24 protein-coding genes are annotated in these 20,150 nt (G+C 35.7%); all 24 read left to right on the forward strand.

All coding sequences use genetic code 11. The features are described 5' to 3' along the window. The first annotated feature begins 155 nt into the window (after positions 1-155). The 24 genes from sleB to aroC all read left to right on the forward strand — a co-directional run bounded on the left by sleB (position 156) and on the right by aroC (position 20,150). Entirely contained in the window at positions 156-971 is an 816-nt protein-coding gene (gene sleB, locus BN990_RS09995; RefSeq protein WP_021291243.1) for a spore cortex-lytic enzyme, read from the forward strand. A 15-nt stretch (positions 972-986) separates the two neighbouring features. Continuing rightward, the gene (gene ypeB / locus BN990_RS10000) at positions 987-2,330 is read left to right on the forward strand and encodes a germination protein YpeB (protein ID WP_021291244.1); all 1,344 of its coding nucleotides are present in this window, start codon (positions 987-989) and stop codon (positions 2,328-2,330) included. 212 nt (positions 2,331-2,542) lie between these two features. Continuing rightward, positions 2,543-3,193: a flagellar brake protein gene (locus tag BN990_RS10005; RefSeq protein ID WP_021291245.1), complete on the forward strand. Its 651-nt coding sequence runs from the start codon at positions 2,543-2,545 to the stop codon at positions 3,191-3,193. Positions 3,194-3,344: 151 nt separating this feature from the next. Further along, entirely contained in the window at positions 3,345-4,037 is a 693-nt protein-coding gene (gene cmk / locus BN990_RS10010; protein ID WP_038243907.1) for a (d)CMP kinase, read from the forward strand. A 12-nt stretch (positions 4,038-4,049) separates the two neighbouring features. Next, positions 4,050-4,631, forward strand: coding sequence for a lysophospholipid acyltransferase family protein (locus BN990_RS10015; RefSeq protein WP_021291247.1), 582 nt, complete (start codon positions 4,050-4,052; stop codon positions 4,629-4,631). 160 nt (positions 4,632-4,791) lie between these two features. Then, positions 4,792-5,922 (forward strand): 30S ribosomal protein S1, encoded by a 1,131-nt coding sequence (gene rpsA, locus BN990_RS10020; protein ID WP_021291248.1) that lies wholly within the window; start codon positions 4,792-4,794, stop codon positions 5,920-5,922. A gap of 68 nt (positions 5,923-5,990) precedes the next feature. After that, entirely contained in the window at positions 5,991-6,137 is a 147-nt protein-coding gene (locus BN990_RS22575; RefSeq protein ID WP_158295235.1) for a hypothetical protein, read from the forward strand. Then, positions 6,073-6,591: a YphA family membrane protein gene (locus BN990_RS10025; protein ID WP_420340854.1), complete on the forward strand. Its 519-nt coding sequence runs from the start codon at positions 6,073-6,075 to the stop codon at positions 6,589-6,591. Before BN990_RS22575 ends, BN990_RS10025 begins: the two co-directional genes overlap by 65 nt. 9 nt (positions 6,592-6,600) lie before the next feature. Next, the gene (locus BN990_RS10030) at positions 6,601-7,494 is read left to right on the forward strand and encodes a YIEGIA family protein (protein ID WP_021291250.1); all 894 of its coding nucleotides are present in this window, start codon (positions 6,601-6,603) and stop codon (positions 7,492-7,494) included. After that, positions 7,495-7,680: a capping complex subunit for YIEGIA gene (locus BN990_RS10035; protein WP_021291251.1), complete on the forward strand. Its 186-nt coding sequence runs from the start codon at positions 7,495-7,497 to the stop codon at positions 7,678-7,680. Between the two features lie 152 nt (positions 7,681-7,832). Continuing rightward, on the forward strand, positions 7,833-9,143 hold the full coding sequence (der, locus tag BN990_RS10040; protein WP_021291252.1) for a ribosome biogenesis GTPase Der: 1,311 nt from the start codon (positions 7,833-7,835) through the stop codon (positions 9,141-9,143). A 13-nt stretch (positions 9,144-9,156) separates the two neighbouring features. Beyond that, the gene (locus BN990_RS10045; protein ID WP_038243914.1) at positions 9,157-10,194 is read left to right on the forward strand and encodes an NAD(P)H-dependent glycerol-3-phosphate dehydrogenase; all 1,038 of its coding nucleotides are present in this window, start codon (positions 9,157-9,159) and stop codon (positions 10,192-10,194) included. A gap of 61 nt (positions 10,195-10,255) precedes the next feature. After that, positions 10,256-10,516, forward strand: a complete 261-nt coding sequence (locus BN990_RS10050; RefSeq protein WP_038243917.1) for a stage VI sporulation protein F — start codon at positions 10,256-10,258, stop codon at positions 10,514-10,516. Positions 10,517-10,774: 258 nt separating this feature from the next. Then, positions 10,775-10,972, forward strand: a complete 198-nt coding sequence (locus tag BN990_RS10055; protein WP_021291255.1) for a DUF2768 domain-containing protein — start codon at positions 10,775-10,777, stop codon at positions 10,970-10,972. A 17-nt stretch (positions 10,973-10,989) separates the two neighbouring features. Further along, complete coding sequence (locus BN990_RS10060) at positions 10,990-11,718, forward strand: hypothetical protein (RefSeq protein ID WP_021291256.1); 729 nt, start codon at positions 10,990-10,992, stop codon at positions 11,716-11,718. A gap of 305 nt (positions 11,719-12,023) precedes the next feature. Continuing rightward, the gene (spoIVA, locus tag BN990_RS10065) at positions 12,024-13,502 is read left to right on the forward strand and encodes a stage IV sporulation protein A (protein ID WP_021291257.1); all 1,479 of its coding nucleotides are present in this window, start codon (positions 12,024-12,026) and stop codon (positions 13,500-13,502) included. Positions 13,503-14,180: 678 nt separating this feature from the next. Beyond that, positions 14,181-14,453: an HU family DNA-binding protein gene (locus BN990_RS10070; protein WP_021291258.1), complete on the forward strand. Its 273-nt coding sequence runs from the start codon at positions 14,181-14,183 to the stop codon at positions 14,451-14,453. Positions 14,454-14,579: 126 nt separating this feature from the next. After that, positions 14,580-14,810, forward strand: coding sequence for a trp RNA-binding attenuation protein MtrB (gene mtrB / locus BN990_RS10075; protein WP_021291259.1), 231 nt, complete (start codon positions 14,580-14,582; stop codon positions 14,808-14,810). A 135-nt stretch (positions 14,811-14,945) separates the two neighbouring features. Further along, positions 14,946-15,710: a heptaprenyl diphosphate synthase component 1 gene (locus BN990_RS10080; RefSeq protein ID WP_038245150.1), complete on the forward strand. Its 765-nt coding sequence runs from the start codon at positions 14,946-14,948 to the stop codon at positions 15,708-15,710. A gap of 4 nt (positions 15,711-15,714) precedes the next feature. Then, positions 15,715-16,434 (forward strand): demethylmenaquinone methyltransferase, encoded by a 720-nt coding sequence (gene menG, locus BN990_RS10085; protein ID WP_038243930.1) that lies wholly within the window; start codon positions 15,715-15,717, stop codon positions 16,432-16,434. Positions 16,435-16,455: 21 nt separating this feature from the next. Beyond that, entirely contained in the window at positions 16,456-17,427 is a 972-nt protein-coding gene (gene hepT / locus BN990_RS10090) for a heptaprenyl diphosphate synthase component II (RefSeq protein WP_038243933.1), read from the forward strand. An 86-nt stretch (positions 17,428-17,513) separates the two neighbouring features. Beyond that, positions 17,514-17,960 (forward strand): nucleoside-diphosphate kinase, encoded by a 447-nt coding sequence (ndk, locus tag BN990_RS10095; protein WP_021291263.1) that lies wholly within the window; start codon positions 17,514-17,516, stop codon positions 17,958-17,960. A gap of 86 nt (positions 17,961-18,046) precedes the next feature. After that, the gene (locus tag BN990_RS10100) at positions 18,047-18,841 is read left to right on the forward strand and encodes a CheR family methyltransferase (RefSeq protein WP_031335525.1); all 795 of its coding nucleotides are present in this window, start codon (positions 18,047-18,049) and stop codon (positions 18,839-18,841) included. Positions 18,842-18,980: 139 nt separating this feature from the next. Then, positions 18,981-20,150 (forward strand): chorismate synthase, encoded by a 1,170-nt coding sequence (aroC, locus tag BN990_RS10105; RefSeq protein ID WP_021291265.1) that lies wholly within the window; start codon positions 18,981-18,983, stop codon positions 20,148-20,150.

Consider the following 20,150-nt stretch of genomic DNA (forward strand, 5'->3'; position numbering starts at 1 on the left):
TGTACTGTTGTACAGGGGTTTTTTATTACGTAAAAGCTTTTAAGATAATATGATTTTCCAATTATAGCTAAATCCTTCTATATCTATTTATGAATAAAAACAAGATTTAATCAAAAAATAGGTATCATAATACATGTATGGCAGGAGGAAAACGTATGACCAATAAAAAACTACCGGTTTCACTTTTAATTATGAGTTTTTTATTTATTGGGTTTCATATTGCTCAACCACCAAAAACGGTTCATGCATTTAGTTCCCAAGTAATACAACAAGGTGCTGTCGGTGATGATGTAATTGAGCTTCAAGCGAGACTCCAATATATAGGATTTTATAATGGGAAAATAGATGGTGTATTTGGATGGGGCACCTATTGGGCTTTACGTAATTTTCAATATGAATTTGGTTTGGAAATCGATGGTCTAGCTGGTGCAACTACAAAGCAAAAGTTAACACAAGCCACTGAATATAACGAACAATATGTTAAAAATCAAATTAATCAAGGCAAAGATTTTACTCATTATGGTGGTACAGAGGGTACAGGTGGTACGAACCAATCTGGTGGTAATAATACTGGAAATACGGAGAGCAATACCGCAGTTAATGTCCCTCAAGGTTACTCACAAAATGATATCCAATTAATGGCAAATGCTGTTTACGGTGAAGCTCGTGGGGAACCGTATGTAGGGCAAGTAGCAGTAGCTGCAGTTATTCTTAATCGTGTAGAAAGTTCAACATTTCCAAATACGGTATCCGGAGTTATCTTTGAGCCTCGTGCATTTACAGCTGTTGCCGATGGGCAAATCTGGTTAACACCAAATGAAACTGCAAAAGAAGCAGTATTAGATGCGATAAATGGTTGGGATCCTTCGGGAAATGCACAGTATTATTTCAACCCCGATACTGCAACTTCTGCTTGGATTTGGTCTAGACCGCAAATTAAAAAGATAGGGAAACACATATTTTGTAAATAGAAAGGTGTGAAAATAATGATTCGCTGGATACTTATAGCTGTTTTATCTATTGGAATTGCAGGTACAGCATTTTGGGGTTATCAGGAACATCAAGAAAAAAACGCAGTACTGATCCAAGCGGAAAATACGTATCAACGTGCTTTCCATGAGCTTACGTATCATGTTGATTTATTAAATGACAAAATTGGGTCTGCTTTAGCTATGAATTCGGAACAACGCTTATCTCCACAATTGGTTGAGATTTGGCGTATTACTTCAGAAGCGTTATCAGATGTAAGTCAATTACCCTTAGGTCTATTACCATTTAATAAAACCGAGGAATTTCTTTCTGAAATTGGTGATTTCACCTATCGAACTGCAGTGAGAAATTTAGAATCTGAGCCGTTATCTGATGAAGAAACCAAATCGTTAGAGAATTTGTACAAACAATCCGGTGATATCAAAGACGAATTAAGACAAGTTCAGCATGTTGCGCTAGATAATAATCTACGTTGGATGGATGTACAACTAGCAATGGCAAATGAAGATGAACAATTAGATAATACAATCATTGATGGATTAAAAACGATCGAAAAAACGGTAGAAGGTTTCTCTGAAGGGAATGGCGATTCTTCTATATCGAATACAACAGTAAAAGAGCATGAGTATAAGTACCTAAATGGGGAAAAAATTAGTGAAGATGAAGCCCTGGCAAAAGCGCAGAAGTTATTCAATGTCAAGAATAGAGACAAGCTGAATATTAGCACAAGTGGTAAAGGTGCAGACGTACCTTTATATAGTATTTCTTACCGTAACGATAAGAAAAGTGCCTATATGGATCTTTCACAAAAAGGAGGGCACCCAATTACGTTATTGGTAGACCGTCCGGTGGGAAAGAAACAAATTAGTTTAAATGCTGGTATGGAAAAAGCAAAAAAATATTTGGAGCAATTCAATTTTGAAAATATGACGGTATTTCAAAGTAATCAGTTTGATAATATTGGCGCATATTCGTTCTTGTATTCGAAAGATGGGGTACGATACTACTCAGATGCAATGGAAGTAAAAGTTGCATTAGATAATGGCGACGTATTAGGGTTAACGGCAAATGATTACTTTATGAACCATAGCGAAAGAGAGGCACCAGAGCCAGAAATAAGTGAAGAAGAGGCAAAAAAAATGGTGAATCCTAATGTTGAGATTCAAGAACAGTTTCTTGCTGTTATTGACAATGACTTAGGTGAAGAAGTCCTTACCTATGAGTTCCTTGGAACATTGGGGAATGAAACATATCGCATATTTATAAATGCAAAAGATGGTAGAGAAGAACGTGTTGAAAAATTAAGCGGTTCGGAAATTAATTATGCAAGTGCAACATAACAGGAGAGAGTCACTTCTTTATATTGCTCGATAAAGTCACCCATGTGTGGCTTTATCGAGACAAGTGCTTTAAGTGGATAATAACGATAATAATTTAATGCTGAAAAAGGAAGACATACATCTGTCTTCCTTTTTTCGAATTTTTCTGTAATAATAGGTATATTGAATTACTTTTAGTTGATATTAAAAACCATATAGGGGGAGACAAATAGATGAAAATAGGGACATTACTTAATATAGAGCTTCGGAAATCCGGTGAATTTTATACAGAAAAGTTCCGCAGTAGAGTTATCGAACAAAATGAAACATTTTTATTTATCGATTATCCCATAGATATAAAGACACATAAAACTTCTTTCTTCCCTAAAGGGACATCGTTTTTAATAACCTACGTAGATGAGAACGAAAACATATATAGCTTTCTTTCAAAACTGGTTGCGAAAGTGAAATTAAATGTTCCTGCACTAGCAATTGAATTACCATCTGATTTACAGCGTATACAGCGCAGGGAATTTGTTCGAGTGGATACTGCTATTGACGTGGCTGTTCATCCTCTGGATGATCGTCTTCAGCCCTTTACTACGGTTACACGGAATATAAGTGGAGGCGGTATCTCTGTGATTATTCCGAAAGACGTGGATTTAAAAGAGAATAACGTAGAAATCTTTTTATCATTACCTTTAAAGAATCATGGGTTTGCCTATCTGAAAGCAATTGCTGAGGTTGTTATTCTTGAAGAAAAGAAACATAAAAACCCTACTGCTGCTATGAAATTTCTAAACATTGCTAAGCAAGATCAGCAAATGATTATTCGTTATTGCTTTGAAAAGCAGAGGGAAGCACGTAAAAAGGAATTATCATAAAATAAAGTCAACGGGCGTTTTGTTGGAATAGACCATTTTTTATAGAATATGTTATTATTTATTATAGGTTTATTTTATCAAAACTTGGCTATGCCAAGTTTTTTCAATGGCCAAACTGAACTTTACGTATTGAGAGGAATGGAAATTATTCATGAAAAACTATACTGTAACAATTGCAATTGATGGGCCAGCGGCTGCAGGGAAAAGTACTGTTGCCAAGATAGTAGCAGAGAAACTCTCGTGTGTTTATATAGATACTGGAGCCATGTATCGTGCCCTAACATTAAAAGCAATCAATAATTCCATTAATGTAAATGATGAAAATGCGTTAGTAGAGTTATTATCTAATACGATAATCGAGTTACAACAAAGCGATAAAGGGCAGCTTGTTTTATTGGATAATCAAGATGTAACGGCTGCTATTCGTTCCATCGAAGTTACCAACAATGTTTCTTTTGTTGCCCAACATCCAGCTATCCGAAAAGAGATGGTAAAACGCCAACAGAACTTGGCAAACAAACGAGATGTAGTGATGGATGGTAGAGACATTGGTACCCATGTATTACCAAATGCAGAAGTAAAGATATTTTTAATTGCTTCGGTCGATGAAAGAGCGAAACGAAGGTATGAGGAAAACATAAATAATGGTATTTCATCTGATTTAAATGAATTAAAACGGGAAATAGAACAAAGAGATAAAATTGATTCTAAGCGAGAAGCATCCCCTCTAGTAAAAGCGAGTGATGCGATAGAAATTGATACAACTTCGTTATCGATTCAGGAAGTAGCTCAACGAATATTTAATGAAGCAGCAAAAATCAAAAAGAATAAAACGGAACGCTAAAGGGGATAGCTAATGAATCTTTATAAAATCGCTAAATCTGTGGTTGCATTGATTTTCTATCCTTTATATCGTATAAAAGTAATTGGAAAAGAAAATGTACCGAATAAGGGACCAGTTATTATTTGTTCTAATCATATTTCAAATTTGGATCCTCCTGTGGTTGGGATTACCTCTCCCAGAGATATCTCTTTTATGGCAAAAGATGAGTTATTTGAAAAACCATTTATTGGATGGTTATTATCCAATATTCAAGCTTTTCCAGTTAAGCGAGGCATGAGTGACCGTAATGCTTTAAGAAAAGGCTTAGCTACGTTAAAAGATGGGCATACCCTCGGTCTATTTCCAGAAGGGACGAGAAGTAAAACAGGAGAGTTAGGAGAACCCCTTTCTGGAGCTGGTTTTTTTGCACTAAGATCAGATGCGGTTATCGTACCTTGCGCAATCATAGGAACATACCAACCGCTTAAACAATTGAAAGTAGTATACGGTCAACCGATTCCTATGGAAGAATTAAGAACATCAAAAGCAACTGCTAAAGAAACAGCAGATGTTATTATGAGCGAAATTAAAAAATTAATTGATTTCAATAAATGAAACTACTTTACTTGACAAATATTTATAATTATTAGAAGTTATAAAAAAGGAATATTTTTTATTATTATTCTGTTAGTATTAGGGTTAATGAAAGAATCTTAAGTAACAATAGAGAGAAAGTTATTTGGGGTTTCGAATTGTATTTAGGAGGGCTATCGATATGAGTGAAGCAAAAAAAGAACTAACCAATGTGAATGTAGGCGATACACTAACTGGAACCGTGGTTAAAGTAGACGATAAACAGGTTCTTGTAGATATTGGTTATAAAACAGAAGGTATTCTACCAATAGGTGAAATTTCTAACCTTCATATTGAAACAGCAGGTGATGCTGTAAGTGAAGGGGAGACATTAACGGTAAAAATTAAGAAAATAGATGAAGATGATGTTATTCTGTCTAAAAAAGCAGTTGATGCAGATGCAGCTTGGGAAGCACTTCAAGAAAAATACGATAAAGGAGAAGTGTTTGAAACAGAAGTAAAGGAAATAGTTAATGGTGGGTTAGTAGTTGATGTTGGCTTGAGGGGGTTTATTCCAGCATCATTAGTAGAAACTTACTACGTAGAAGACTTTACTGATTACAAAGGAAAAACACTCTCGGTTAAAATTGTAGATTTAGTTCGTGAACAAAATCGAGTTATTCTTTCTCACCGTGCTGTGGAAGAAGAAGAGCTAGTAGAAAAGAAAAAGACATTATTACAATCTCTTGAAGCAGGACAAGTAATTGAAGGAAAAGTACAGCGGATAACTGACTTCGGTGTATTTGTGGATATTGGAGGTGTAGATGGGCTTGTTCATATTTCTCAATTAGCACATGAACATGTTGATCATGCTTCTGAAATTGTCAAAGAAGGTGACCAAATAAAAGTGGAAGTGCTATCCGTTGATCAAGACAACGAACGTATATCCCTTTCTAGGAAAAATGTGATTCCGGGCCCTTGGTCCGGCATTGAAGAACGAATCACAAGCGGTGACGTAGTTGAAGGTACAGTAAAACGCCTTGTGAACTTTGGCGCCTTTGTAGAAATAGAACCTGGAGTAGAAGGTCTTGTTCATATTTCTCAAATTGCTACTAGACATATCGGAACACCACAAGAAATTCTAGAAGTTGGTCAATCAGTTAAAGTAAAAGTACTGGATGTAGATGAAAATGACGAGCGCATTTCATTAAGCATTCGGGAATTAGAACAGGAACAAGAAACGAAAGAATATAAACAGTATGAAAAAGATGAAGAACAATCTGGATTCCAATTAGGAGACTTTATTGGAGATAAACTAAATAAATATAAATAAAGATACGAAAGCATCCCATAGATAAGATGGGATGCTTTTTTGTATAAGAAGTTTATGAACCAGCTATAATGCTAATGGGTGGTAGTGATGAGCAGTGGATTATTATTCTATTGGTTCAGTTGGATGCTTTGGATTATAATCGTATTTATGATGAAAAAAAATCAAATGAGAAGTTATCTCTCCTTCGCTATATTAATTATTATCATTTCGGCTAATGTTATCCTCTCTTTTCAGATCTATACCGTTTCACTATCCTATTTGGGTTTAGTTATTACGGCTGTTTTATGGATGATACAGTTGCAGCATTTAGCTTACCTTTTATTTGCTTCATTCACCCTTTCTATTGGCTATGCAGGAATCCTCCTATGGGAAAAAAATGCGCCTGTATGGATAATTATGCCTCGCGTAATTCTTATTTCTTTTGCAATCATTCTCTTAATCGTATTATGTACGAAATACACGAAAGAACGATTTGCTATTTGTTTGACGGGACTGACATTCGGTGAGCTAATGTACAGCCTTACGATGTCAAGTTATGGATTTCCAGAAATAATTGGAGATTTACAATTCTTTGATATTCTACTTTTTGTTATAGTAATAATCTTAATTCTAGACATACTACAAAGAGGGAGGAACAAATGGATATATTATAAAAAAAGCATGCATTGAGGTGACAGCATGAATGAATATACGTTACCAATTTTATTTGGAGTTATTATCGGGACAGTCGTACGTATTTTAATGTTACGAACAGATTATAGACAATACCCTACATATTTACATGGTAAAGTAATACATGTTTCTTTAGGTTTTATCGCTGCATCTCTAGGTTCTGTAGCTATTCCTGCAATTATGGAATTAGAATTTACCGCTGTAACTTTTTTAACTGTTGCCGCAACACAATTTAGAGAAGTTCGAAATATGGAACGTAATACGTTAACAGAAGTAGATGGTTTTGAATTAGTGCCTCGAGGAAAAACATATATAGAAGGTATTGCCATTTCCTTTGAAAGTAGGAACTATTTAGTTATATTTACTTCCTTTATTGGTACACTCGTATTTATCGTTTTCAATATTTATTTAGCAATACTTGCAGCAGTTGTATGTTTCATGATTTCTAAAGTTTTAATGAGTGGGAAAACAATGAAAGATATAGTTGAAATTGATCATCATGATCTTCATTTTGAAGGTGCAGGATTATATGTAGATAATATATACATCATGAATATTGGGTTACCTGAACGACAAGAAGAAATATTAAAATATGGTATGGGGTTTGTTCTAACGCCTAAAAATATGAATGTAATTACAACAATTGCTAATCTTGGTCAACGTCAAGCAGTTCTACATGATGTATCCGTTACACTAGGAGTATTTAGAGATTCTGGTACACCAGCCCTAACTCCGTTAATTAAACGCGACCTAGATGATGGCCGAATTGGAATTTTTATCTTACCACAGATTCGAGAGGTAACAAAAGCAAAAAAGGTGATTGGCGCAGTTCCTGTCTTAGAAAATGCCATCCGTATGCCTTCAGAATCAGGGTTTACAAATAAAAGGGGGCAGTACTAAATGAAAATTGAAAAGGCAATACTTGCAGTCATAACCACCAATAAGGCAAACATCGATGGCGGTGCTCCCATTTTTATTTGCGAAAATAGACAACAAGCAGAGGAAATCTCCGCAAACCTTGAAGCAATTACGGATGGTATAGCACATGAGCTTAGTGATGAATTATTTATCATTGTGAAACATTAACTCGTCTTGCAAATTTAATTGTGAATATGAACTAGTTTTGCTATTATAGAGGTTGTTCAAATAATCGGTAATTGTTTGTTTGAACCACTGAATAAGCTGTTTTAAACATATTTACTTTTAAATTGAATGTAAAGAGAAAGGATGTTCCTTTCATGAGGAAATCTGTTGTAGCAATTGTAGGTAGACCAAATGTAGGAAAATCAACTATTTTTAATAGATTAGTTGGCGAACGGATCTCGATCGTTGAAGATATTCCGGGCGTAACCAGAGATCGTATCTATGCACAAGCAGAATGGTTAACAACAAATTTTAATGTGATTGATACTGGTGGAATTGAGTTAGGAGACGAACCGCTTTTAGTGCAAATGCGTTATCAGGCAGAAATTGCCATTGATGAAGCCGATGTCATTATTTTCCTGGTAAATGGTCGGGAAGGAATAACTGGAGCGGATGAAGAAGTAGCTAAATTGCTATACAAATCAAATAAGCCAGTTGTATTAGGTGTTAATAAAATGGATAATCCGGAAATGCGGGAAACGATTTACGAATATTATTCATTAGGTTTCGGTGAACCATACCCTATTTCTGGATCACATGGACTTGGTCTAGGTGACTTGTTAGATGCTGTCGTTGATTATTTTCCCAAACAAGAATTGAATAATGAGGACGACGATACCATCTATTTTAGTTTAATTGGGCGACCGAATGTCGGCAAATCTTCATTAGTAAATGCAATGCTAAATGAAGAACGTGTGATCGTAAGTGAAATAGAAGGCACAACTCGTGATGCCATTGATACAAAGCTTCATAAGGATAATCAGGATTATGTTATCATTGATACTGCGGGAATGCGTAAACGTGGAAAAGTTTATGAAGCGACAGAAAAATATAGTGTTCTACGAGCACTAAAAGCAGTCGAACGCTCCGATGTTGTTTTGGTTTTAATTGATGCGGAAACAGGAATAAGAGAACAAGATAAGAAGATAGCTGGATACGCACATGACGCGGGACGAGCAATCGTAATTGTAGTTAACAAGTGGGACACAATAGATGCGAATGAAAAAAGCATGAAAGATTTTGAAAAGAACATTAGAGCACATTTTCAATATTTAGACTATGCTCCAATTGTATTTTTGTCTGCAAAAACCAAAAAAAGGTTGCACACATTGATCCCCGCTATTCAATTAGCTAGTGAGAATCATGCGAAGCGAATTCCAACGAATGTATTAAATGATGTCATTATGGATGCTATTGCAATGAATCCAACTCCTACATTGAAAGGAAAACGGTTAAAGGTTCTCTATTGTACACAAGTAGCTGTCAAACCACCAAGCTTTGTGGTGTTTGTAAACGATCCAGAACTCATGCACTTTTCTTATCAACGCTTTTTAGAAAATAAAATAAGAGAAGCATTTGGTTTTGTTGGTACACCAATAAAATTGTTTGCAAGAAAGCGACAATAAAGGAGGAGAAGACATGTCTAAAATAGCAGTATTAGGAGCAGGTAGTTGGGGAACTGCATTAAGTATTGTATTAGCAGATAATGGACATGATGTACGGTTGTGGACACATAGACAAGAACAGGCACAACAAATAAATGAAACGAGAAGAAATGAAAAATATTTGGATGTCGAAATCCCGTCACAAATAGATGCTTATAGTAACTTGAAAGATGCTTTATCCAATGTGTCAGCAGTTGTAATTGTGGTACCTACAAAAGCAATACGTGAGGTATGTCAACAACTTAATGAAGTAACCCAAGACGACAATGTCACAATTATTCATGCTACAAAAGGAATTGAACCACTATCGTTAAAGCGAGTTTCTCAAATGATTGGTGAGGAACTAGAAGGCTATCAAGAAGAAGATATCGTTGTTCTGTCTGGACCTAGTCATGCTGAGGAAGTCGCATTGCGTCAACCAACAACTGTTACTGTGTCTTCGATCAATCTTGAAAATGCTAAAATAGCTCAAGATTTATTTATTAATGAAGCTTTTCGCGTATATACTAGCCCAGATATATTAGGCATCGAGCTAGGTGGGGCCTTGAAGAACATTATTGCTTTAGGTGCAGGTATTTCTGATGGTCTCGGCTATGGAGATAATGCCAAAGCAGCATTAATCACTAGAGGTTTGGCAGAGATCGCAAGATTGGGCACGTCCCTCGGTGCAAATCCACTAAGCTTCTTAGGCTTACCTGGTGTTGGTGACCTAATTGTAACCTGTACAAGTGTACATAGTAGAAATTGGCGAGCAGGCAATTTACTAGGTAAAGGGCATAAATTAGATGATGTGCTTACAGAAATGGGAATGGTCGTTGAAGGAGTTAGAACAGTAAAAGCTGCATACCAGTTTGCCAAAGAACAACAAGTTGAAATGCCAATTACTACTGGGATTTATCAAGTTTTATTTGAAGATAAAGATCCAAAAGATATTGTTGAACAGCTCATGAATCGGACAAAACGAGAAGAGATGGATGATTTAGCTAAATTATTAATGGAGAGGTATTCCTGATAACACGTGCACCTCTTCCTGCATATAATGTGATGAGTTAACTTAGCAGGGAGGCGAGTACGTGAATAATTTTCAAAAAGGTCTTTTTGACAAAATACAACAAAAATCAAACATCAATGCAGATGACGTTTATAAAGTTGCAGACTCAGTAAAGCATGCTGATTTTTCTGATGAAAAAACAGTAAGAAAACTTGTACGTCATTTAAGTAAATTGGCTAATAAACCAATATCTAAAGAAAAAGAAGACAAAATTGTTGAGTCAATTGTCAAAAACGATATGCCAATGGATATGAATTCGTTGAATAAAATATTTAAAAAATAAGCGTACTTGGGCAAGTGAGGATACAATCAACCGTATACTCGCATAAAATAAATCGCACAAGCATTCATGGATAGAGTTGCTGTGGATAATTATTTAGTCAAACCGAGATGGAGTAAGCCCCCTTCATCTCGGATTTTTATTTGCAATCTGCCCCTTGATACAAACTATTTCGAATTAATTCATTTTTAGACGAGAGCACAAGCCTTTATGTTATAATACATGATGCAATGAAAAGTTTGTCATACAGGAGTGAAGAGAATGTCACTATCCATGTTAAAAATGTATATTTCTTTTGCGGGGATGTTATTATTACTAATAGCCATGGGGTTGATTTTATTAGCTAGGTATAAACTTAATGGTTGGTTTGCGGGAATCGTGTCCATTTTAGCTTATCTATCATTAATTTCTGGTGGTTTAATTATTTTTTATATTGTGTTTAGTGGCCCAACAGGTTAAGTTAAGGAGGCTATCTTTTGAAGTATACATATTTAAATATAATGTTAGCGTTTGTATGTACAATGGTATTAAGTGGTTGCCTATACCCTCAAGATGAATTATCGAAAAATCAAGTACCAAATCAGGATCAATTGGAAACGGTTCAATCTGCAGTAGACCAATATAAAGAAAAAAATCAAGGATTGGTGCCAATTCGGACGAAACCAAGTGACACCCCTATTTTTCAAAAATACTTAATCGATTTTTCGAAGTTAAAAGAAGCGAATGTTTTAACAGAAATTCCAGGTAATGCTTACGAAAATGGCGGTGTATATCAATATACCTTAATCAATCCAGAGGAAAACCCGCAAGTTAAATTAATCGATTTACAAACAAGTGAAGCGATTCGAAGCGTCAATGTAAAACTAGACATGTATCGAAATGATCATATATATCCTCCATTTGGAGAAGAAATTAATCAAGGAATATATACGATCGATTATGAAAAGTTAGGAATGAAAAGTGCTCCTACAGTAAATAGTCCATATTCTAATCAGTCACTTCCTATTGTTATGGATGTTGATGGAAATCTCTATGTTGACTATCGAATTGATTTAAATAATGCGCTGTCTGACTATGAGCATCATTATCAGCCCGGAGATGATATTCGATATATACTAACAGATCATACACCATTTGTTCCGGTTTATTCGTTTCCTTATACGATAAAAGATGGTGAACCAGTATTTAATCCTGAAAATAAATAAAAATATATCATATTAAAACCCTTGTAACATATATTGTTTCAAGGGTTTATTTGCTTTTTCTTTTACGAACATATCAACAGCTATATCCATCGTTACCGTAGCCTATACGGTTTAGAGATGGAATTTGAAGGAACTAGTAATCCTTTTGTCAAACTACCATTGTAAATTGTCATCAAAATTATCTTTTTTAAATCTTTTACACATATTTAAGGCATATTTTGATAGGACAACATCATAGACTTGTAATGTCAATTATTCGTAGTTTGTTCGTAATGAAAAAAGAACGGAGATCGGGAGGGGATCTTTTGGAAAGAGTTGATATTTTTAAAGATATTTCGAAACGGACGAATGGAGATATTTATCTTGGTATTGTTGGAGCAGTCCGTACCGGAAAATCAACTTTCATAAAAAAATTTATGGAGTTGGTTGTGTTACCGAATATCGAAGAAGAAAGTGATCGAGCACGAGCACATGATGAATTACCGCAAAGCGCTGCAGGTAAGACCATTATGACAACGGAGCCTAAATTTGTACCTAATCAAGCAGTTACTGTCAATGTAGATGAGGGTCTCGATGTCAATATACGGTTAGTCGATTGTGTAGGATACGCAGTTGAAGGGGCAAAAGGGTTTGAGGATGAAAATGGTCCACGAATGATTCATACACCTTGGTATGAAGAGCCAATCCCTTTTCATGATGCAGCTGAAATCGGTACAAGAAAGGTAATACAAGAACATTCCACTATCGGTGTTGTAGTTACCTCAGATGGTTCTTTTGGCGAGATTGGAAGAGATGACTATATAGATGCAGAAGCTAGAGTGGTGGATGAACTGAAAGAAGTCGGAAAACCGTTTATCATGGTTGTCAATTCTGAAAGACCCAGTAGCCAAGAAACCGAGTTATTACGTCAAGATCTTTCTGAGAAATACGATATTCCAGTGCTTTCCATGAGTATTGAGTCCATGACAGAACATGATGTTAATAATGTGCTTAGAGAAGCATTATATGAATTTCCAGTATTAGAGGTAAATGTTAATCTTCCTAGTTGGGTAATGGTATTAAATGAAAATCATTGGTTACGAAAAAATTATCAAGAAGCTATTCAAGACACAGTAAAAAATATCAAACGATTAAGAGATGTTGATCAAATTGTAGGAGACTTTTCAGAGTTTGAATATATTGACCAAGCCAAGCTTGCTGGAATGGAGATGGGTGAAGGGGTCGCAGAAATCGATTTACACGCACCAGATCACCTATACGATGAAGTTTTAAAGGAAATTGTAGGAGAGGAAATTAGAGGCAAGGATCATTTATTGCAACTCATGCAAGATTTTGCGCATGCAAAACGTGAATATGATCAAGTGTCTGGAGCTCTTCAAATGGTCAAGCAGACAGGTTATGGAATCGCTGCACCTGCATTGGAGGATATGATTCTAGACGAACCTGAGATCATTAGGCAAGGATCAAGGTTTGGCGTAAGATTAAAGGCTGTAGCCCCTTCTATCCATATGGTTAAAGTAGAAGTGGAATCTGAATTCTCACCAATTATTGGAACAGAGAAGCAAAGTGAAGAGCTTGTTAGATACTTGATGCAAGACTTCGAAGAGGATCCATTGTCCATTTGGGAATCCGATATATTTGGACGATCATTAAGTTCGATTGTTAGGGAAGGAATTCAAGCTAAAATTGCATTAATGCCTGAAAATGCAAGATATAAATTAAAAGATACGCTGGAGCGGATCATTAATGAAGGATCTGGTGGTCTCATAGCAATTATTTTATAGCAGCTGATTATAAGCTGCTTTTTTATTTTCTAGAAGCATAAAACCTTTCAATCAATGCTGGATTGCGAATCAAGCAATGTAGCTTAACTGCTTCCGGTTTAAGTTCATCAGCGTCTAGTGAGGCTTCCTTAACTCCCGTGCGATAAAGAAAGACTAGTCGATCTTGAATATCCGAACATTCTTTTATTATCTCCCGCGGAAGTCATGATCAATGAAGTTCGCCATTGCGCTTTGTGTGGTAACGCTGATCCTAGTACAAGCCGAATTTAGTCGGCGTTTATGTAACGGTCGCCCCGATCCTTAATTCTTTACCAATAAAAAAGTTATGAAAATACCATTCTCCCAAAAAAAAATTGATATAACGGCAGGATATTTTTATAAGGTGTCGTATATCTTTAATAAAGCCGAAAAGTATTGCTGGCATTGACTTCAGGTTGCGCCTCTAATATTTGGTTAAATATGTAAATTTTACTTTAAAATCAAAGCAATTCATAAAGAAATAAGTAAAATTTGGGTGCTAACTGTTGAATTTTGCTGCAAACTCGGTTAATATAAGCCTTGTCACTAAATGAATTACGTGACATGAAGTATAAAAACTGGCAAAATGGTGAACAAATGATGATAGTTTCATTATTTGTTCCAATGTCGATTGATGATTAATGGGAGGAGGTGAATGTCATGAACAAAACAGATTTAGTGAATGCTGTAGCTGAGAAAAGTGAACTTTCAAAAAAAGACGCAACGAAAGCAGTTGATGCAGTTTTCGATTCTGTCATGGATTCACTACAAAAAGGTGAAAAAGTACAGTTAATCGGATTCGGTAACTTTGAAGTACGTGAGCGTTCAGCTCGTAAAGGTCGTAATCCTCAAACAGGAGAAGAGATCGAAATTCCAGCAAGCAAAGTTCCTGCATTTAAACCAGGAAAAGCCCTAAAAGACAGCGTAAAATAATATATTTTACATAGGGCCGGGAGGATACGCAACTAGCGTATCCTCTTTTTTAGTTTTGTGCGAAAAATTGACATTGGTTTGGAGATAATTCATTATTTATGTAGATATCGATTGAGGAGGGGTTAAATGGACAAAGCAACTATTCCATCAGACTTTTTTGTTATTAAGGCATTAGAAGATGGTGTTAATGTTATTGGTCTTACTAGAGGTAATGATACGAGATTCCATCATTCTGAAAAGCTTGATAAGGGCGAAATAATGATTGCACAATTTACGGAACACACTTCCGCAGTTAAAGTTCGAGGGAAAGCGTTGATCCAAACGAGTCATGGGGAAATAGAGAATGATGAAGTGTAGTTAGAAACAGGAATTATAATTTCTGCTTTTATCCAGAATGCTTGATTAACGAAGCTACATAAATTATGCTATAATAGCTAAAGCATGATTAGATTGGATGAAAGGGCTCAGGTGATTTCTTTGAATACTTCAGGTATGGACATTAGATACCTTAAACAACACATAGAAGATAAAATACAACATTCATTTTTAGAAAGATATATCAATAAGCCCGTCATCAATGAGGACAAACTGCGGTTATTAGTAGAAATAATTGCTAATACGAAATTACCTGATTATAAAAAAGAAAGGTATATCGTAACTACAATGCTCGTGCAGATTGCCCTAGATACACATGATTATGTTCCTAGCAATACAGATGAAAATGAGAATAAGGAAATAAAATTAAATAAACAGCTTCATGTCCTTGCTGGTGATTACTATAGTGGTCTTTACTATTTTTTATTATCGGAAATTGATGATTTTGATTTTATTCACCAATTAGCAACTGCGATAAAAGAGATCAATGAACAGAAAATGAAGCTTTATTATAATGAAGTATCCTCTTTTGAAGATTATTTGCAACTATTCCAGAGAATAGATGCTTTATTAATTATTCATGTGGCTTCCTACCTGCATGTTACGATACTTGGCAAAGTTGCAGAACAGTGGTTATTTGTAACAAAATTAAACGTAGAACGGCAGCGATTGACAGAAACAGGTTATCCCCTTATTTCGATTAACGGATTTGGAAATGAGTCAGCAACTGTGGTTAAGATAAGTCAGTTAAATACGCTTTTGAATAAAGCGATAAATCATTTAAAAGAAGATTTAAACAAGGTTAACAAAGATAATACGGGCCTTATTCAATATATTCATCATCAGTTGCCAATAAATACATCTAATGTGGAAGAAGGGTAAGACAATGTCAGAACAATCGAAAGAAGAGCGTGTTCATCATGTGTTTGAAAAAGTCTATTCTAAATATGACTCTATGAATTCTATTATCTCTTTTAAACGTCATAAAGCATGGCGAAAAGATGTAATGAAACAGATGAATGTCCAAACCGGTTCAAACGCATTGGATGTATGTTGCGGCACTGGTGATTGGACTCTGTCCATTGCAGAACAAACCGGTAAATCTGGAGACGTAATTGGACTTGACTTTAGTAACAATATGCTTTCGGTAGCAGAGCAAAAGAGGCAACAAGAAGGTATAAAGCAAGTAAGATTTATACAAGGAAATGCAATGGAACTTCCTTTTGAAGAAGGAACCTTTGATTATGTAACGATCGGTTTTGGTTTGCGTAACGTTCAAGATTATATGACGGTTATTAAGGAAATGTATCGGGTATTAAAACCGGGAGGTAAAGTTGTTTGTCTCGAAACATCGCAGCCAACATTACCAATATATCGGCAATTCTATTATTTTTATTTTGAGCATATTATGCCATTAATTGGAAAATTATTTGCCAAAAGCTATAAAGAGTATGCCTGGTTAAATGAATCAGCTAAGAATTTTCCTGATAAAAAAAGGTTGAAGCAAATGTTTTTGGAAGCTGGTTTTTCTAACGTCCAAATCAAAAGTTATACAGGCGGAGTAGCTGCCATGCATATGGGTGTCAAAGGTAAGAGGCATGTTTAATAAGTTAAAAAGGTGACATACATGAAATTAGCTAAAGCTTATGGATATTTAAGAAAAGATTTAGAAGAAATAGAATCAAGTATTAATCAAATGATACAGGCAGATCATCCTGTCTTACGTGAAGCATCAACTGAACTACTTAAAGCCGGTGGTAAACGAATCCGTCCGGTTTTTGTCTTGTTATCTGGACAGATAGGTACGTATGATCTAGAGAGGTTAAAAATCGTAGCAGTAACATTAGAATTGATTCATACTGCAACCCTGGTACATGATGATGTAATTGATGATGCGGAAATCCGACGGGGAATGCCTACAGTTAGGCAATTGTATGGGAATCGGGTTGCCATGTACACCGGCGATTATATTTTAGCTCGAGCGCTTGAAGAAATTACACTTCTTCGTGATCCTAAGATCCATCACCTACTCTCAAAAACAATTGTAGAAGTATGTAAAGGTGAGATAGAGCAAATCAAGGATAAGTTTGATTGGAATCAGGATTTACGAACTTATTTACGGCGAATTAAGCGTAAAACGGCGCTATTAATTGCTACCAGCTGTAAATTAGGAGCAATTGCTTCTGGTGTAAATGAAAAGGATGCGCATCGGCTTTATCAGTACGGATATAATATTGGCATGTCTTATCAAATCATCGATGATATTCTTGATTTTACTAGTTCTGAAAAAGAACTTGGCAAACCTGCTGGAAATGACTTATTACAAGGTAATTTAACACTTCCTGTTTTCATGGCAATGAAAGATGAATCACTTCGTAACAAAATCAAGAACTTATTTCATACAGATCAAACCGTCTCGGAAGCAGAAGTGAAAGTGATTGTTCAGGATATTAAAAATACAAGTGCAATCGAGGATTCCTATGCAATAAGTGAACGTTATCTCAATAAAGCCTTGCAGAAGTTAAATGAAATCCCAAATAGTCGTTCTAAAAACACCTTATTAGAAATTGGTAAGTATATCGGAAAAAGGCGTTCATAACTGTCTTGCCCCGTTGTAATTTTTACATAATTTTGATAGAATTTTATCGGTTAGATAAAATACATAATGATGAGGTGTGTTGAAACATGGAACAAACATTTTTAATGGTAAAACCAGACGGTGTACAACGTAATTTAATCGGTGAAATAGTTAAGCGTTTTGAGTCAAAAGGTTTTCAGCTTGTAGGGGCAAAACTAATGACAATAACGCCAGATCTCGCAGAACAGCACTATGCAGAGCATAAAGAACGGCCTTTTTTCGGTGAATTAGTGGAATTTATTACATCTGGTCCTGTTTTTGCAATGGCATGGGAAGGTGAGAATGTTATTGCAATCGCTCGTGAAATGATGGGGAAAACGAATCCGTCAGAGGCTTTGCCGGGAACAATTCGCGGAGATTACGGGATGACTGTTGGTAAAAATGTAATCCATGGCTCTGATTCTCCTGAAAGCGCAAACAGAGAGCTTGGACTATTTTTTAACAATGATGAATTGTCGAGTTATACGAAACAAGATACAGCATGGATCTATTAATGGGAAAGAACGCCTCCGTTTAAACGGGGGTTTTCATTTTATGTATGTTTGAAGATTATTTGGATGATGTGAAAGAGGCGGAACGGATGGAAAAAGATTATCATCTTTTTAAAGAAAATATAAAAAGAAAGCTAGATATTGATTTAGAATTATATAAAGAGTCCCAGATGAAACGAAGGTTAACTTCATTACGAAATAAATATGGGTATGCTTCTTTTGCCGAATATTATGAAGCATTGTGTAGAAATCAAGATTTGATGAGGCAATTCCTTGATCGTATGACGATAAATGTTTCTGAGTTTTATCGAAATCCAAAACGCTGGGAAGTGCTTCAAGAAAAAATACTACCTAGCTTAGTTAATAAGCAGTCTTTTACTATCTGGAGTGCCGCTTGCTCGACTGGGGAAGAACCGTATAGTATCGCAATGTTACTTGCGACTCACTATCCTAATGCAACGTACCAAATATTAGCTACAGACATTGATGAGACAGTTTTAGATAAGGCAAAGCAAGCTATCTATCAAAAAGCTGCTCTGAAAGACCTGCCCGAGGCATTTTTGTCTAACTATTTTACTGAACAAAATGATTTATTTTACCTTGATCAAACGATAAAGAAAAAAGTGTCGTTCAAAAAGCATAATTTACTTGCAGACAAATATCCAAATAATGTAGATTTAGTCATTTGTCGTAATGTCTTAATTTACTTTACTGATCAAGCAAAAGAAAGCATTTATCATAAATTCAGTAACACGCTTACAGAAAGCGGAGTGTTATTTGTAGGCAGCACAGAACAAATATTTAACCCGGAAAAGTATAACTTAAAATTAAAAGAAACATTTTTCTATCAAAAGGATCTTTCAAAACTCTTATCTCACCGATAGGAGTTTTTTACGTTGCTCATACACTATCCCGATAAATGCCAAGATTCTATGACAAATTATTTTTTTTCTGATTTTGTTGCCAAAAATACGAGAAGATATGATATAGTAATTAGAAAAAATTCATAAAGGAGAATGTAATGTGCGCTATTTAACTGCAGGAGAATCACACGGCAAACAATTAACAACAATAATAGAAGGCGTACCAGCTAGAATGCCTCTTTTAAAAGAAGATATAAATAACTCCTTACTTCGGAGACAAAAGGGTCATGGGCGGGGAAAACGGATGCAGATTGAAAAAGACCTCGTTGAGATTACTAGTGGAGTAAGACATGGTTATACCCTTGGTTCTCCATTATCTCTTGTTATACATAATGATGATTTTAAACATTGGATAGATATCATGGGAGAAGATCCAATAGAAGCCGATACCAAGATAAGAAGGGTTGTTACGAGACCAAGACCCGGACACGCAGATTTAAATGGTGCTTTAAAATATGGTCATCGTGACATTCGGAATATTCTTGAACGATCTTCCGCTCGTGAAACAGCTGCACGTGTGGCTGCAGGTGCTGTTGCAAAAACACTATTAAAACATCTTGGTATTGAAGTTGCAGGATATGTAAAAGAAATAGCTGGAATTGTAGCAGCAGATAAAGAGGAGCTGTCTATGGCAGATAGACAGACTCGTTCTGAAGATTCACCAGTCCGTATATTAGATAAATCGGTGGAAGAAAAAATGATGCATGCAATTGACGAGGCAAAGCAAGAAGGTGACTCTATTGGTGGTGTTGTAGAAGTATATGTCGAAGGTATGCCTGCTGGGATAGGCTCCTACGTCCATTATGATCGTAAATTAGATAGTAGAATAGCTGGTAGTGTTGTAAGCATCAATGCTTTTAAAGGTGTGGAATTTGGAATTGGATTCGAAGCTGCAAAACGAAATGGCAGCGAAGTACATGATGAAATTGCCTGGAATGAAGAGCAAGGATATTATCGAACAACAAATCGTCTGGGCGGTTTCGAAGGTGGAATGACTACGGGAATGCCGATTGTTGTTAAAGGTGTTATGAAACCAATCCCTACGCTAATGAAACGACCACTTAAAAGTGTAGACATTGAAACAAAAGAACCATTTAAAGCAAGTGTTGAACGTTCGGATGCCTGTGCAGTACCGGCGGCTTCGGTAGTTATGGAGCATGTCGTCGCATTTGAATTGGCAAAGGCCATTACAGAACAATTTTCAAGTGATCAATTTCCTATGCTGCAACAAGCGTTAGAAGTATACCGTGAAGAGATCAGAGGTTTTTAA

The organism is Virgibacillus salexigens (assembly GCF_000723585.1).
In the GTDB taxonomy this organism is placed as follows: domain Bacteria; phylum Bacillota; class Bacilli; order Bacillales; family Amphibacillaceae; genus Virgibacillus; species Virgibacillus salexigens.